At 73.0% G+C, this 13,970-nt stretch carries 12 protein-coding genes, 1 tRNA gene and 1 pseudogene; 10 read left to right on the forward strand and 4 right to left on the reverse strand.

Annotated elements, in window-relative coordinates; translation table 11 throughout:
• The first annotated feature begins 78 nt into the window (after positions 1-78).
• From AC067A_RS30405 to AC067A_RS30415, 3 genes are all read left to right on the forward strand, one after another.
• Complete coding sequence (locus tag AC067A_RS30405) at positions 79-405, forward strand: hypothetical protein (RefSeq protein WP_479245872.1); 327 nt, start codon at positions 79-81, stop codon at positions 403-405.
• A 40-nt stretch (positions 406-445) separates the two neighbouring features.
• Entirely contained in the window at positions 446-1,618 is a 1,173-nt protein-coding gene (locus tag AC067A_RS30410) for a DUF6745 domain-containing protein (RefSeq protein WP_479245874.1), read from the forward strand.
• A 142-nt stretch (positions 1,619-1,760) separates the two neighbouring features.
• Positions 1,761-2,531 (forward strand): SIMPL domain-containing protein, encoded by a 771-nt coding sequence (locus AC067A_RS30415; RefSeq protein ID WP_479245876.1) that lies wholly within the window; start codon positions 1,761-1,763, stop codon positions 2,529-2,531.
• 343 nt (positions 2,532-2,874) lie between these two features.
• Here the strand turns inward: AC067A_RS30415 and AC067A_RS30420 are convergent.
• Together AC067A_RS30420 and AC067A_RS30425 are read right to left on the reverse strand one after the other, a co-directional pair.
• Positions 2,875-3,462 (reverse strand): annotated as a pseudogene (locus AC067A_RS30420) (TetR/AcrR family transcriptional regulator); the annotation flags it as partial.
• Positions 3,463-3,526: 64 nt separating this feature from the next.
• Positions 3,527-4,705, reverse strand: a complete 1,179-nt coding sequence (locus AC067A_RS30425) for a Glu/Leu/Phe/Val dehydrogenase dimerization domain-containing protein (protein WP_479245877.1) — start codon at positions 4,703-4,705, stop codon at positions 3,527-3,529.
• Positions 4,706-4,836: 131 nt separating this feature from the next.
• Between AC067A_RS30425 and AC067A_RS30430 the strand changes: the two genes are divergently transcribed.
• The 6 genes from AC067A_RS30430 to AC067A_RS30455 all read left to right on the forward strand — a co-directional run bounded on the left by AC067A_RS30430 (position 4,837) and on the right by AC067A_RS30455 (position 10,411).
• Positions 4,837-6,108 (forward strand): MBL fold metallo-hydrolase, encoded by a 1,272-nt coding sequence (locus AC067A_RS30430; protein ID WP_479245879.1) that lies wholly within the window; start codon positions 4,837-4,839, stop codon positions 6,106-6,108.
• Positions 6,109-6,472: 364 nt separating this feature from the next.
• Entirely contained in the window at positions 6,473-8,425 is a 1,953-nt protein-coding gene (locus AC067A_RS30435; RefSeq protein WP_479245880.1) for a sensor histidine kinase, read from the forward strand.
• 7 nt (positions 8,426-8,432) lie between these two features.
• Complete coding sequence (locus AC067A_RS30440; protein ID WP_017236638.1) at positions 8,433-8,867, forward strand: roadblock/LC7 domain-containing protein; 435 nt, start codon at positions 8,433-8,435, stop codon at positions 8,865-8,867.
• On the forward strand, positions 8,864-9,241 hold the full coding sequence (locus tag AC067A_RS30445) for a DUF742 domain-containing protein (protein ID WP_479245883.1): 378 nt from the start codon (positions 8,864-8,866) through the stop codon (positions 9,239-9,241). The genes AC067A_RS30440 and AC067A_RS30445 overlap by 4 nt, the downstream gene beginning before the upstream one ends.
• The gene (locus AC067A_RS30450; protein ID WP_479245885.1) at positions 9,219-9,842 is read left to right on the forward strand and encodes a GTP-binding protein; all 624 of its coding nucleotides are present in this window, start codon (positions 9,219-9,221) and stop codon (positions 9,840-9,842) included. Before AC067A_RS30445 ends, AC067A_RS30450 begins: the two co-directional genes overlap by 23 nt.
• A complete protein-coding gene (locus AC067A_RS30455) occupies positions 9,839-10,411 on the forward strand; it encodes a GAF domain-containing protein (protein WP_479245887.1) in 573 nt (190 codons plus the stop codon). The genes AC067A_RS30450 and AC067A_RS30455 overlap by 4 nt, the downstream gene beginning before the upstream one ends.
• A 111-nt stretch (positions 10,412-10,522) precedes the next feature.
• Here AC067A_RS30455 and AC067A_RS30460 read toward each other — a convergent pair whose 3' ends face one another.
• Positions 10,523-11,731: an acyl-CoA dehydrogenase family protein gene (locus AC067A_RS30460; protein ID WP_479245889.1), complete on the reverse strand. Its 1,209-nt coding sequence runs from the start codon at positions 11,729-11,731 to the stop codon at positions 10,523-10,525.
• A 580-nt stretch (positions 11,732-12,311) separates the two neighbouring features.
• On the opposite strand from AC067A_RS30460, the gene AC067A_RS30465 reads away from it, so the two are divergent.
• Positions 12,312-12,385: transfer RNA gene (locus AC067A_RS30465), tRNA-Pro, on the forward strand.
• Positions 12,386-12,829: 444 nt separating this feature from the next.
• Here AC067A_RS30465 and AC067A_RS30470 read toward each other — a convergent pair.
• On the reverse strand, positions 12,830-13,780 hold the full coding sequence (locus tag AC067A_RS30470) for a glycoside hydrolase family 16 protein (RefSeq protein WP_479245891.1): 951 nt from the start codon (positions 13,778-13,780) through the stop codon (positions 12,830-12,832).
• Between the last annotated feature and the right edge of the window lie 190 nt (positions 13,781-13,970).

Here is a 13,970-nt window from a genome sequence, read left to right on the forward strand (position 1 = left end):
ACCGGACCGGTTGTCAGTGGCGGCCTCTAGCGTCGTCCTCGTGTTCGGCGGACCGTGCCGAACGGCGAGGGGAGAGCCATGTACCGGCAGGGAGACGTGCTCATCGTGCCCGTCGAGGAGACGGCCGTTCCGGCACGCGCGAGGACGGCGGCGGGCGAGCCGAGAGACGCCCGGGGCCGCCTGCTCCTCGCCCTCGGCGAGGTCACCGGGCACGCCCACGCGATCCCCGGGCCCGGCCGGCTCGTGCGGGAGCAGGGGCCGTTCGGCCCGTTCCTGCTCGAACTGCCCGAGGGCGGCCGGGTGGTGCACGAGGAGCACGCCCCGATCCCGCTGCCCAGGGGCTGGTACCGGGTGGTGCGCCAGCGGGAGTACGTGCCGGGGGCGTACCGGATCATCGCGGACTGACGTCCGCCGGACAGGAGCTCAGGACGTGGGGGAGACCGACATGAACGACACCACAGTGCGGGACAAGTGGCGGGCCGTCGCCGCGGCCACCGGACCCGCCGACCGCACCGCCGCCGAGGCCGGCGTCCGGCTGGCCTACCGGACGGCGGGCCTCGCGGAGCCGCGCCGCGTGCTCTGGGCCGAGTCGCCGCTGGCCGCGGTCGCCCTCCTGAGGGGCCTGACGGACCAGGGCCGTTCGGTACGCGACGAGGTGCGCACCCGGCCGTGGGCGGAGGAGCGGCGCCGGGTCCACGACGCGCTCGGCCCGGCCGGCTGGGCGGACCACTGGCGGACCACCGGCGCGGCCCTCTGGGACCTGACGCGCACCCTCGCCGACAGGATCCGGGCCGGGGTGACGGACGCCGTCGCGGGGGCGGCCGGGGAGGCTGGAGCGGCCGAGGCGGCCGAGGCGGCTGGGGCGGCTGGGGCGGCCGAGGCGGCCGAGGCGGCTGGGGAGGCGACCACCCCGGGCGGCCGGGCCGCCGCCGTCCCGGCCGCTGACGTCGGTCCGGGCGGCGCCGGCGGTCCGGCCGGGTCCGCTCGGGTGGAGACAGCCGTGCGGCTGCTGCTGCTCGACGCGGTGCTCGGGCAGCACGACGCCGCGTGGCTGGCCGCCTTCGACGGGCACGGCGAGCGCCTCGCGGGGCTCGCCGCGGTCGCCGAGCACGCGGGCTGGTGGTGGCCGTACGAGAACGTCGCCGTGGTGTGCGAGAGGCCGGCCGAGCTGCACCGGGACGAGGCCGGGCGGCTCGACCGGGGCGACGGGCCCGCGCTCGCCTTCCCCGACGGGTTCGCCCTGCACGTCTGGCGGGGCATGCCGGTGCCCGCCGCCTTCCTGGCCGGCCTCGCGGACCTCACCCCCGAGCGGATACGGCAGGAGACGAACGCCGAACTGCGCCGCGTGATGCTGGAGTACTACGGCTACGACCGCTACCTCGCCGATGCGGGCGCCCGGCCCGGGCACCGGGACGAGACGGGTGTCCTCTGGCGGATCGAGTCGGCCGACGACGAGGACGTGGTGATGGTCGAGGTGGTCAACTCCACGCCCGAGCCCGACGGCACCCACCGCACCTACTGGCTGCGGGTGCCGCCGTCGACGCGGACCGCCCGGGAGGGGGTCGCCTGGACGTTCGGGCTGCGCCCCGAGGCGTACGCACCGCTCGTGCAGACCTGAAAGGGCCCGCGCCGGGAGCGGCCCGGATGGTACGGAGAGGTGAAGGGAGCCGCTGGTCAGGAGTGGCGCGCGGGAGGCGGCGTCGCAGGGTGCTGGGATGTGCCCGCCGGAGCCCCGGCACCCATCCCCGAAGGGAACGCCTGTGACGACCCGCCGGCCCAGCGCCGCCCGCACCGCCCGTCTGCTCGCCGCCACCGTCGTGCTCGGCGGCCTCCTCGTGGGCACCGCCGCCCCGGCCCTGGCCGCCGCGCCCGCGAGGCCGGCCCTCCGCGCGGCCGCCGAGGAGCCCGCGCCCGCGACGGTGACCGTCAGCGGGCAGGGCCGCGCCTCCTCCGCGCCCGATCTGGCGATCCTCTCCGTCGGCGTCGAGGCCACCCGCAAGACGGCGAAGGAGGCGATGGCGGCGCAGAGCACCGCGGCCAAGGCGCTCCTTGAGGTGCTGCACGAGCAGGGGATCGCCGACCGGGACATCCGTACCGACAGCCTCTCCCTCTCGCCGGCGTACACCCAGAACACCGACGGCGAGAGCAAGGTGACCGGGTACCAGGCGGGGCAGTCGTTCTCCGTGAAGGTCCGCGACATCGACCGGACGGGGCAGGTCATCGGCGCCGTCAACGAGGCCACCGGGGACTCGGGCCGGATCAACGGCGTCGTCTTCGACGTCGCCGACCCCTCGGCGTTGCGGGCGAAGGCACGTGAGGCCGCGTACCAGGACGCGTACGACAAGGCGGCCCAGCACGCCCGGCTCAGCGGGCACCGGCTCGGACGGCTGGTCTCGCTCAGCGAGGGCGAGTCCGTGCGGCCCGGCATCGGCGCGGCCGCCGGCATGCCCGCGGACGAGCCCACCGTTCCCCTCGCCCCCGGCGAGATCGAGGAGCAGGTCACCGTCTCGGCGGTCTTCGAGCTCCTCTGACGGGGGAGGCGGCCGGCACCTGTCCGGCGTCGGCTCTCTCCGCCCCCTCGGTCGACGGGGAGGGACCCGGTCCTGTCGGGTCTCGGCTCCCTCCGCCTCTTCGGGCGACGGGGGAGGAGGCCGGATCCTGTCAGGACCCGGCGCCCGCCGGCCCCTCGGTGTCGTGGCCGCTCCGACCGGGTGCAGAGTCCCCGGCCGGGTGTTCGCCGACCGCCGGAGCGGATTCCCCGTCCGGTCCTTCGCCGACCGCCGGAGCGGCGTCCCCGTCCGGTCCTTCGCCGACCGCCGGTGCGGAGTCCCCGTCCGGTCCTTCGCCCGGTGCCGGGTGGGTGTCCCCGCCCGGCAGTCCCAGCTCGCGGTCGAGGGCGGCGTCGGCCCAGCGGAGCATGGCGGTGCGGGACAGGGAGCCCGCGTAGGCGGTGGTCTGCACGGCGAGCCCGTCGAGGAAGGCGGTGAGGCGCCAGGCGGCGGCCGCGGGGTCCGGGCAGCGGAACTCCCCGGCGGCGGCGCCCTCGGCGATCACCCGGGTCAGCGCGGCCTTCCACTCCTGGTCGAGCGAGGTGGCGACCCGGCGCAGTCCGGGGTCGCGGAGGGAGGCGGCCCAGCCCTCGATCCACAGCCGCCAGCCCTTGGCCTGCCCGGTCGGGGCGTACCAGCGCACCGCCGCCCGGAGCCGCCGCACCGCCGAGGAGCGGCGTCCGAGCAGACGTCGCAGCTGGGCGAGGTCGGCCTCGGCCGCGTGCGCGAAAGCGGCCGCGACCAGCTGTTCCTTGGTGGAGAAGTGGTAGAGCACCAGGGCGTTGCTCACGCCGAGCGCGGAGGCGACGTCGGAGATCCGGACGGCCGCGACACCGCGGGCCTCGATCTGTTCGACGGCCGCCCGCAACAGCTCGTCCCGCCGCTCCGACACGCTCAACCGCACTCTCGCCACGCCGTGCAGCCTACACAGCACATGACAAGGGCATGATCATCAAACGTGTCGGAGCGTGGCGGGATCAGTACCAGCCGTAGCGCTCCGCGATCACCGGCAGCCGTTCCGCCACCAGCGCGTGCGCCGCGGCGCGCGGAGTCGTGCCGTCCGCCGCCGCCCGGTCGAGCATCCCGGCGACGAGCGTGCGCATGGCCCCGCGCACCCGGTCGAAGGCCTGCTCGGCGTCGGCCTCGATGTCGCCGAAGAGGGTCCACCACCACCAGGCGTTGGTGCACGAGTTCACCACCACGTCCGGCAGGACGGTCACCCCGCGCGCGGCAAGGGCCTCCTCGGCGTCGGGCAGGACCGGCATGTTCGCCGCCTCGGCGATCCAGCGGGCCGTGACGCGCGCCTGGTTCCCGGCGTCGATCGCGTACGAGACGGCTGCGGGGACGAGGACCTCGGCGTCGGCCGAGAGCCAGGCGTCCCCGGGTTCCTCGCGGTCCCCGGACCGCAGCGCGGAGCGGTCGACGGTGCCGTGGGCGTCGCGGGCGGCGAGCAGCGCCTCCACGTCGAGCCCGTCGGGGTTCACGATCGAGCCCCGGACGTCGGCCACGGCGACCACCCGCAGCCCGGCGCGCGCCAGGAACCGGGCGGTCGCGCCGCCCATGGTGCCGAGCCCCTGCACCGACACCCGGGTCCCGGCGGCCTCCCGGCCGGCCCGGTCGAGGGCGACGAGCACGGACTCGGCGACCCCCAGGCCGCCGACCAGCTCGTCGAGGCCGATGCCGTCCACCTCGATCGCGAACGCGTCGGCGAGCCGCCGGCGGGCCGCCGCCTCGTCGTCCAGGAGCGGGTACACGGCCTGCACCGAGGACTCCAGGCCCGCCTCGGTCACCGCGCGGTCCACCAGGTCCTGGGTGAGCCCCAGGTCCTCGCCGGTGGTCCAGAACCGCTCGACGTACGGCCGCATGGCGCGCAGGTAGCGCACCAGGACGCCGTACGCCTCCGGGGAGCGGGGGTCGCAGTCGATGCCGCCCTTCGCGCCGCCCAGCGGCACGTACCGGGCCGTCGGGTCGTAGTGCAGCGCCTCCTTCATGGTCATTCCGCGGGCCAGCCCCGCGACCTCCTCGGCCGTGCACCCCTCGCGCATGCGCAGGCCGCCGCTCGCCACGCCGCGGACCAGCCGGTCGACCACCAGGTGACCCCGGCGCCCGGTCACGTGGTCGGTCCAGCCGACGGAAAGCAGGGGGGCGGTACTCATCGCGCGGCTCCTCGGAAAGGACGGTCGGCCGGTCGGCCGTACTGAACAGCGATTCAGTATGGCCGACCGCCCGGGCCGTTCCGGGCGCGGGCCGCCCATAATGGAACGACCCCCAGAGATCAGGAGGTCCTGTGACCGGTACCGGCTCCGACCGTTCGCCTCGGGCCCGGCTGCGCGCGCTGCGCCCCGAGTCCTTCGGCGCGGATCCCGCGGGAGCGCGCCTCGCCCGCATCCGACGCTCGCCGAACTTCGCGGACGGGATCTTCCAGAACCCCGAACCGGCCCGCCGCGGCCCCTCCGGGTCCAGCGTCGAGTTCGCCAAGATCTACTTCGACAAGGAAGGACGCACGCGCCGCGCCCCCACCGGCGCGATCCCCGTCCATCCGACCACCGTGGCCGACCTGGCCAAGCCCCCGGCCACCGGGCTGCGCCTCACGTGGATGGGGCACTCCGGCGTCCTCGCGGAGATCGACGGCCACCGGGTCCTCTTCGACCCGGTCTGGGGCGAACGCTGCTCCCCGTTCCCCTTCGCCGGCCCGAAGCGGCTCCACCCGGTGCCGGTGCCCCTCGCCGCGCTCGGCCCCGTCGACGTCGTGGTGATCTCGCACGACCACTACGACCACCTCGACCTGCCCACCATCAAGGCGCTCGCCACCACCGACACGGTCTTCGCGGTGCCCCTGGGTGTCGGCGCGCACCTGGAGCGCTGGGGCGTGTCCGCCTCCCGCCTGCGCGAACTCGACTGGAACGAGTCCACCGAGATCGGCGAGCTGACGCTCACGGCCACCCCCGCCCGCCACTTCTGCGGCCGCGGCCTGCGCAACCGGCAGATGACCCTCTGGGCCTCCTGGGTCGTCACCGGACCCGCCCACCGGATCTTCCACAGCGGCGACACCGGCTACTTCTCCGGCTTCAAGGACATCGGCGCGGCCCACGGCCCCTTCGACGCCACCATGATCCAGATCGGCGCCTACTCGGAGTTCTGGTCCGACATCCACATGACCCCGGCGGAGGGCATGCGGGCCCACCTGGACCTCCAGGGCGGCGGGCCCGGCGGTGTGATGCTGCCCATCCACTGGGGCACCTTCAACCTGGCCCCGCACCCGTGGGCGGAGCCGGGCGAGGGCACCGTGGAGGCGGCCGTGGGGGCCGCCCAGCGGATCGCCCTGCCCATCCCCGGCCAGCCCTTCGAGCCGGGCGCCGAGCGGCTCCCGGACGCCCCCTGGTGGCGCGCGGTGGCCCGGGTCCCCGCAGGTGGCTGGGGAGGTTCCGGTCTCACCGACGGTCACGGGACGCCCGCCGGCGCGGCGGAGACGGACGCGGACCCGGTCACCGGCCGGTCGTCCGAAGAGCCCGGCGAGGGCAGCGGTCGCGGAGCACCCGAGGCGGCCCGCACTCCCTGAGAAGCATCCCGACCGGCCGGTCCGCGCCCCCTCCCGGGGGATTCCGGTCAGGAACGATTTCCGCAGAGGGCGGAGGCGTGAGAACGCCTCCGCCCTCTTCCGTTCCTGCTCAGCGAGGCTGGCCGGGGCGATGCCGTCGACTTTCGGCCGATGCTTCTCGGCCTGCCGGACGGGGAGTGATACCAGACCGGGCCGCACTACGGGTAAGTTTGCCAACTGCGCACCGCACATGAACGGTTGACGACTACAGTGTGTGGTTGATGATCATCGATAGGCTCATCGCATCCCCCCCAGATAACCCCCCGTAGACCCCGCAGAAAACTCCCGCAGTACGCCGATTTCCGGGCACGTACCAAGGACACTCATGTCTCAACTTCGCGCACCCGCCTCGCGGTCCGACCGTCGCGAGGGCGGGCGGCACGGCCGGCCAGGCGCCCGCTCCGCCCCCGGCACCAGCAGCACCCCGCCGGCACAGCCCCCCACGCCGCACCCGACGGAAGCCCGCATACGCCCCCAACTCCTGCGCACCTCCGTGCTTCCCGCCGTCGCGGTGGCACTCGGCGGGGCGGCGGCCGTCCTCTTCACCATCCGCTCCACCGGCGCCAGCCCCACGCCCGGCCTCTGGGCCGCGCTCACCGGTGCCGCGGCCCTCACCGTCGCCTCCGTGACGGCCGCCGCGCTCGGCGCCGACCGGGCCGCCAAGGCGGTCCTCGACCGCTGTAACGCCCTGCGCCGCACCAGCGCCCGCGGTCAGAGCGAACTGCGTACGGTCGTCGAACAGTTGCGCAGGGGAGAGGGCCTCCCGCCCCGCCCCGCGCCGCCCACGGGCGGCCCCACGGGCGACGAGTTCGACTTGCTCTCGCAGGAGCTGACGCGCTCTCACGAGGCCGCCGTGGCAGCCGTCGTGCAGGCGTCCCGGCTCTCCAGCAGCGTCGGCAACGAACAGAAGGTCGAGGTCTTCGTCAACCTCGCCCGGCGCCTGCAGTCCCTGGTCCACCGCGAGATCCAGCTCCTCGACGAGCTGGAGAACGAGGTCGAGGACCCGGAGCTGCTCAAGGGCCTGTTCCACGTCGACCACCTGGCCACCCGCATCCGCCGGCACGCCGAGAACCTCGCCGTGCTCGGCGGCGCCATCTCGCGCCGCCAGTGGTCGAACCCCGTCACCATGACCGAGGTGCTGCGCTCCTCCATCGCCGAGGTCGAGCAGTACCCGCGGGTGAAGCTCGTACCTCCGATCGACGGTACGCTCCGGGGCCATGCCGTGGCCGACGTCATCCACCTCCTCGCCGAACTCGTCGAGAACGCGACGCTGTTCTCCGCGCCGCACACCACGGTGCTGCTGCGGGCCCAGTACGTCACGGCGGGCCTCGCGATCGAGGTCGAGGACCGCGGACTCGGCATGCCCGTCACCGAGCAGAACAAGATGAACGCCCTGCTCGCCGACCCCGACCAGGTCAACGTCGCCCACCTGCTCCAGGACGGCCGCATCGGGCTCTTCGTCGTCTCGGCGCTGGCCCGGCGGCACGGCATCGCCGTACGCCTCCAGTCCAACATCTACGGAGGCGTCCAGGCCGTCCTGGTCCTCCCGCAGGGCCTCCTCGGCGCCGACCCCGAGGGGCTCGCGCAGCACGAGCGGCAGGCCGCCGCCACCGCCGGCTCCTCGGCCGTCCCGCCCGGCCAGATCCAGATGCAGCCCCAGCCGCCGTCCCAGCCGGCCGTCGCCGCGTCGCACCAGGCCCCGCCGAACCCGGTGGCGGCCCCGGCGCCGAACCCGCTCACGGCCCCCCTGCCGGGCCCGGTGACGGCACCCGCCCCCGCGGCGCCCCCCCAGGCTCCGGCCCACCGCCCGGCGCCCGCGCCCGCGGCCATGAACGGGACGGCCCCCGCCGCCCCCGTACCGCACTCCTCGCCCGCCCCCGAGCGGACCGGCCTCCGCCACGAGGAGACCCCCGGGTCCGGCTCGCTCGCGTACCCCCGTACGAGTGCGCAGCCGAACGGTTACGCGGACTTCGACCACGCCCCCGCGATACCGGGACAGCAGGGCGGTGCCGACTACACGGCCCCGCCCGCCTCCCTGGTCTCACCGCTCCCCCCGGCCCCCCGTGCCGAGGCCCCCGCCCGTCCGCTGCTCCCCAAGCGGCGCGCCCAGGAGCACCTCGTCCCGCAGCTGCGCGACGAACCCGTGGCCCGGAGGTCCGAGGAGCACGCCCTGCACGACCCCGGTCTGATGGCCGCGTTCCAGCGCGGAATCGGCCTCGCCGAATCCCAGCCCGCCCCCCAAGAAGCGCTGCGTCCAGGCGACGCGCACAAGGAGTAGATGCACCATGGCGAGCAATGCGCCGACCGGCCATTCCTCGGACCTCGACTGGCTGCTGAGCGGACTGGTCCAGCGGGTTCCGTACACCCGCAACGCCGTTCTGCTCTCCTCCGACGGCCTCGTGAAGTCCGTGCACGGCCTCGACCCCGACGCCGCCGACCACATGGCGGCCCTCGCCTCCGGGCTGTACTCGCTCGGCCGCAGCGCCGGCGCGCGGTTCGGCGACGGCGGCGAGGTCCGTCAGGTGGTGGTGGAGCTCGACTCCACCCTCCTGTTCGTCTCCACCGCGGGCTCCGGCACGTGCCTGGCCGTCCTGGCCGGTCGCGAGGCGGACGCCGCCGTCCTCGGCTACGAGATGGCGATGCTCGTCAAGAGCGTCCGTCCGTACCTGGTCACCCCCGCCCGGCAGGCGGCCGGCCTGGTGGGTGGCCTCGGACAGTGAACGCGACGTCCGCACAGGAAGGGCCCTGGCTCGACGACGCGGCCGGCCGGCTGATCCGCCCGTACACCGTCAGCGGTGGCCGGACCAAGCCGACCACCGCACTCGACCTGCTGTCGATGGTGATGGCGACCGGATCGTCACCCCAGACGCACATGGGGCCCGAGCACAGCCTGGCCCTCGGGCTGTGCGACGGGCCCACCTCGGTGGCCGAGATCGCGGCGCACTTACGGCTCCCGGCCGTGGTCACCAAGGTCCTCCTCTCCGATCTCGTGGACTGCGGGGCGCTCACCGCCAGGGCGCCCCGGTTCCACGCCAACCCAACCGACCGTTCCTTGCTGGAGGCAGTGCTCGATGGCCTACGACAACGGCTCTGAGCGCCACGACAGTTCCGCTGCCGACCCCTTCCCCACCGCACTCAAGATCCTGGTGGCGGGCGGATTCGGCGTGGGCAAGACGACCCTCGTGGGCGCGGTCAGCGAGATCGAACCGCTGAGCACCGAGGAGCTCCTGACCTCGGTCAGCGCGGCCACCGACAGCCTGGAGGGCGTGGAGTCCAAGACCACGACCACCGTCGCCATGGACTTCGGCCGCATCACGCTCGACGACCGCCACGTGCTGTACCTGTTCGGCACACCGGGGCAGGAGCGCTTCTGGTTCATGTGGGACGAGCTCTCCGAGGGAGCCCTCGGCGCGGTGGTCCTCGCCGACACCCGCCGGCTCCAGGAGTGCTTCTCCGCCGTGGACTTCTTCGAGCGGCGGGGCATCCGGTTCGTCGTGGCGGTGAACGAGTTCGACGGCGCCTACCGCTACGAGCCCGACGAGGTACGGGCGGCGCTCGACCTCAAGCCGGACGTGCCGGTCGTCCTCACCGACGCCCGGATCTCCAGCTCCGGCATCCGCACCCTGCTGACCCTGGTGCAGCACCTGCTCACCACCATCCCGGACACCGTGCCGAGCTACGGAGCCACACCATGACCTACGACCCGACCGGTCACCTCCTGCTGACCCCCATCGACAAGGAGGCGCCGGCCCGTGTCCAGCGGCTGCGTGAGCTCGGACTCGGGGAACGGCCGGACCCGGCGTTCGACGAGTTCGCCCACCGGCTCGCCGACGTGACCGGCGCTCCCTTCTCGATGGTCAACTTCATCGACGAGAACCGGCAGTTCTTCGCCGGGCTGCACACCCCCGAGGGCACCCACTCGGGCAGCGACCTCGGCGCGGCCGCCGCGGGCGCCGGCGGTGTCGGCCGCTACATGGCCCGCGACCACGGCTACTGCCCGCACGTGGTGGTCCGGCGCAAGGCCCTCGTCCTGGAGGACGTCTGCGACTACCCGCGCTTCGCGGGGAACCCGGTCGTGGACGAGATCGGCATCCGCTCGTACATGGGGGCGCCGCTGATCGACCGCACCGGCGTCGCGCTGGGCACCATCTGCGTGGTCGACACCGACGTCCGGCCGTGGGGGCGCGCCGGCCTCGAGACGATCAAGGCGATGGCGGCCGAGCTGATGGAGCAGATCAACCGGCGTGAGGACGGCATGTTCTGACCGCCGGTCGGTGACATGCCGGAGCCCCGGTACGGCCACGGCCGTACCGGGGCTCCGGCATGTCGGGCGAGCGGGGGAGGGACGTCCCCGCCGCGTCGTCCATGGGGTGGATCAGGCGTGCACCGGCTCCAGGTCCGGCGTGCGGACCAGGTCGGACAGGCGCTCGGACCAGCTGCCCTTGTCCTGGCCGAGGGCGACCTCCGCCAGCCGCAGGAGCTGGATGTCGGAGGTACCGGCCGGGGCGAAGATGTGGTGCGCGTCCCGGAGGTACCGCTCGATGGCGCGGTCGGTGAAGAGGCCCGCGGCCGCGTGGATCTCCATGGCGTTGCGGCCGGAGTCGATCGCCGACTCGACGTTGACGAGCTTGGCGTTCATCAGCTCGGCGTCGCAGGAGCGGCCCTGGTCGAGCAGGTGCACGGCGTGGTACGCGGCCAGCCGGGCGGTCATCAGCCGGGACTGCATCTGGCCGAGTTTCAGCTTGACCGTCGGGAGGTCGTGCAGCGGCTTGCCGTAACGGATGCGCTCGGAGGCGAACCGGGTGGTCTCCTCCAGGATCGCCTGGTGGATGCCGAGCGAGACGGCGGTGAGGTTGGCCCTGCCGTACAGCACGCTGGAGGAGTACGCGACGGACAGGCCGTCGCCCTCGTCGCCGAGCCGGTTCGCGGCCGGCACCCGGCAGTTCTCGAAGATCAGCTCGCCGAAGCTGAAGCCGTGGAGCCCCATCGCCGTCTGTTGCGGACCGGTCCTGAACCCGGGGCGATCGGATTCGACCAGGAAGGCGGTGAGTCCCTTCGATCCCGGACCGGTCCTGACCACGACGCCGTGCAGATCCCCCACGTGGCTGTTGCCGACGAAGACCTTGTTGCCGTTCAGGATGTAGTCGTCGCCGTCCCGTACCGCGCTGGCGCTCATGCCGAGCACGTGACCGCCGGACTCGGGCTCGGTGACCGCGATGGTCGGCAGGCACTCACCGGCGGCGATGACCGGCAGCCAGGTCTTGCGCTGCTCGTCGCTGCCGAAGTGGACGATCTTCGCCGTGCCCAGCTGCGAGGCCTGCACCATGGCGCCCATGGCACCGCTGACCCGGGAGAGCTCCTCGATGATGATCGTCTTGGCCAGGTGGCCGGCCCCCATGCCGCCGTACTCCTGGCTGATTGTCGCGCCCAACCAGCCCTGCGCGGCGATGCGCCGGGACAGTTCGTGGTGGACCGTCCGGGACGCCTCCATCTCGGCTATCCGTGGCCGAACCTCACGCTCCGCGAAGTCGCGGACCGTCTCCCTGAGCTGATGATGCAGGCGGCTGCTGAAGTAGCTGTCCATCCGAGTCCCTCCCGCGAAGCTCCTGATCGGCGAGTTGACCGAGCAGGTGGTGCATCGGCAGTGGCCCCGTCCCGAACAGGCCGACCACTTCATGGTGTTGATCTTTCCGGGGTGGAGCAATATCGCCACGATTTTTGGCCGAAACCGGAACGGTTGACGTTTGTTTCCGACTGTGTTTCGCATGCTCTTGGCCTGCTCGGTCCGATCTGGGGTCCCTTCCCCGTGGGCATCTTTCTGCCACATGCCAACGGCAACGAACTCCCGGGCATATGGCCGTGACCTCCCCCGCTTCACCACATCAGCACCTTCATCATCAGAGAGGCGGCATTCCGGATCTCCGTCGCCCCCCTTCCCGCCCAGGTGGCGAGCCCCCCTGACCCCCCTTCCCCCCTTCCGGCTCCCCGCCAGGGGGCGTGAGGGCGCACGTCCCAGCGCACCAGAGTGTCACGCAGAGTGAGCACTCCCTCGCCCGCGCACCCCTGCCCGCGCACGCCGCGAAAGCCGTTCGTGACCACCCGAGAAAGTGCGGTATTGTTCTCATGCGCGTTCGGCCAGGGGAAACCCCAGGTCAGACGGGCACCGGGACGTGGCGCAGCTTGGTAGCGCACTTGACTGGGGGTCAAGGGGTCGCAGGTTCAAATCCTGTCGTCCCGACTCGAAAGAGTCGTAGATCGAGGGGCCGTTTCAGAGAGATCTGAAACGGCCCCTCGATCGTTTCCGGGGACCAGGTGGGGACCGGCGCACTTGACCCACCGGAGCGCCCTTCGACTGGGTCGAGTCGAGCCCTGGGGGGCCGTGGCCGTTGGTGCCGCTCGGTTCTGCTGTGGCGCGGCGAGTTCGCGCTCGAGGATCTCGCCGGTCGCCGGTGGCCGGTCGTCGTTCGCCGTCGTGGGCAGGGTCTGGCGGAACCCGACGAGGCTCGGGGGTACTTGTGGCCGGCCGTGTTCTGCTCGCTCCAGGCCCCGATCCACTCCTCGGTGACCCGTGGATCCGGTGCGGCGGATGACGAAGGCCTTGGCCTTCTCGCCGTGGCTGGGACGGGGGACGCCCGCCACGGCGGCGAGGCCGACCTGGCGGGCGTCCGTGCGGCGGGTGGGGTCAGGGCTTCGGGACGGTGTTGATGTAGGCGGTGCCGGTGCCGTGGAAACCGTCCACCGTCTTCTGGACGTCCGCCGGGGAGACGGCCTCGTCGGCCTTGTAGTAGACCCAGTCGACCTTCATGTCCCAGGTGCGCGGGCCGCCGGTGAAGGGGAGGTCGATGAGCCAGTTGCTGAAGTGGATGTCCATCTGCTCGCGCGGAACGTACTTGCCGGAGCTGGTGAACAGCTCCTTGCCGTCCAGGGAGTAAACGACCTTTCCGTCCATGGCGGTGATCGTCATGGTGTGCCAGCCCTCGAGGCGCCGCTTGAGGGTGTTGTGGACCCGGTCCGGCGGGTCGGCCTTGTACCAGCTGACGTTGTCGAGCTGCGGCCCCACCGAACCCCAGCCGCCGTTCGGCAGGTACTCGAAGTCGAGTTCGCTGTAGTTCTCCGAGGAGTCCGAGGGGGAGATCGGGAAGAAGGTCTGGACGACGTGGTCGCCGTCGCGTCCGCTCGTGGGCTTGTCGCTGAGGTGGACCCGGGCGGCGAAGGTTCCCGTGAAGAAGTTCCGGCCCGTGGTCTGCACCTCGGCCTGCGTGGTGCCCTCCTCGGTGCCGTCGGTGGAGGAGCGCAGTCGCAGGACCTTGCCCCCCTCGGCCGTCGGGTCGGAGGGGAAGGCGGCGCCGTCGGCGCTCCAGGTGCCCTTGATCCCCGGGCCGCCTCCGCCGGTACGGATCTCCCAGCCGTGCGCGGCGAGGGAAGGGTCGTCGGCGCCGGTGTAGTCGAAGTCGTCGAACAGGGTTCCCGGCGGTCCGGTGGGCGTCGGCGAGGCGTCCCGCGCCGGCCCGGCGGCGTCGGTGCCCCCGCCGGTCGCGGGGGCGGCGGAACACGCGGCGAGTACGCACAGGAGGGCGGGCAGCGTGAGCGCGGTCCACGCTCGGCGACGAGAGGTGCGGCGGGGCTGGCTCACACAGGCTCCTTGGGGCGTAGAGGCGGTGACTGGACACGCCCGTTGCATGCGGATCAATCGCTGATCGCATGAATCGAGCGGTCATCCTAGCGAAGGATTCAGGACATCCCGCCTCGTGTTCGCGACCCGGCCACCCCAGGGCCGAAAGGCACCCGTTGATGTACCGATCCGATTACGACATTCAATCGGA

The sequence above is a fragment of the Streptomyces sp. NPDC043176 genome, from assembly GCF_056436715.1.

Excerpts from the sequence above, each read along its gene's own strand:
- AC067A_RS30405 (WP_479245872.1), top strand. The coding sequence starts at position 79 with ATGTACCGGCAGGGAGACGTGCTCATCGTGCCCGTCGAGGAGACGGCC.
- AC067A_RS30410 (WP_479245874.1), top strand. The coding sequence starts at position 446 with ATGAACGACACCACAGTGCGGGACAAGTGGCGGGCCGTCGCCGCGGCC.
- AC067A_RS30425 (WP_479245877.1), bottom strand. The coding sequence starts at position 4,705 with ATGAGTACCGCCCCCCTGCTTTCCGTCGGCTGGACCGACCACGTGACC.
- AC067A_RS30435 (WP_479245880.1), top strand. The coding sequence starts at position 6,473 with ATGTCTCAACTTCGCGCACCCGCCTCGCGGTCCGACCGTCGCGAGGGC.
- AC067A_RS30440 (WP_017236638.1), top strand. The coding sequence starts at position 8,433 with ATGGCGAGCAATGCGCCGACCGGCCATTCCTCGGACCTCGACTGGCTG.
- AC067A_RS30450 (WP_479245885.1), top strand. The coding sequence starts at position 9,219 with ATGGCCTACGACAACGGCTCTGAGCGCCACGACAGTTCCGCTGCCGAC.
- AC067A_RS30455 (WP_479245887.1), top strand. The coding sequence starts at position 9,839 with ATGACCTACGACCCGACCGGTCACCTCCTGCTGACCCCCATCGACAAG.
- AC067A_RS30460 (WP_479245889.1), bottom strand. The coding sequence starts at position 11,731 with ATGGACAGCTACTTCAGCAGCCGCCTGCATCATCAGCTCAGGGAGACG.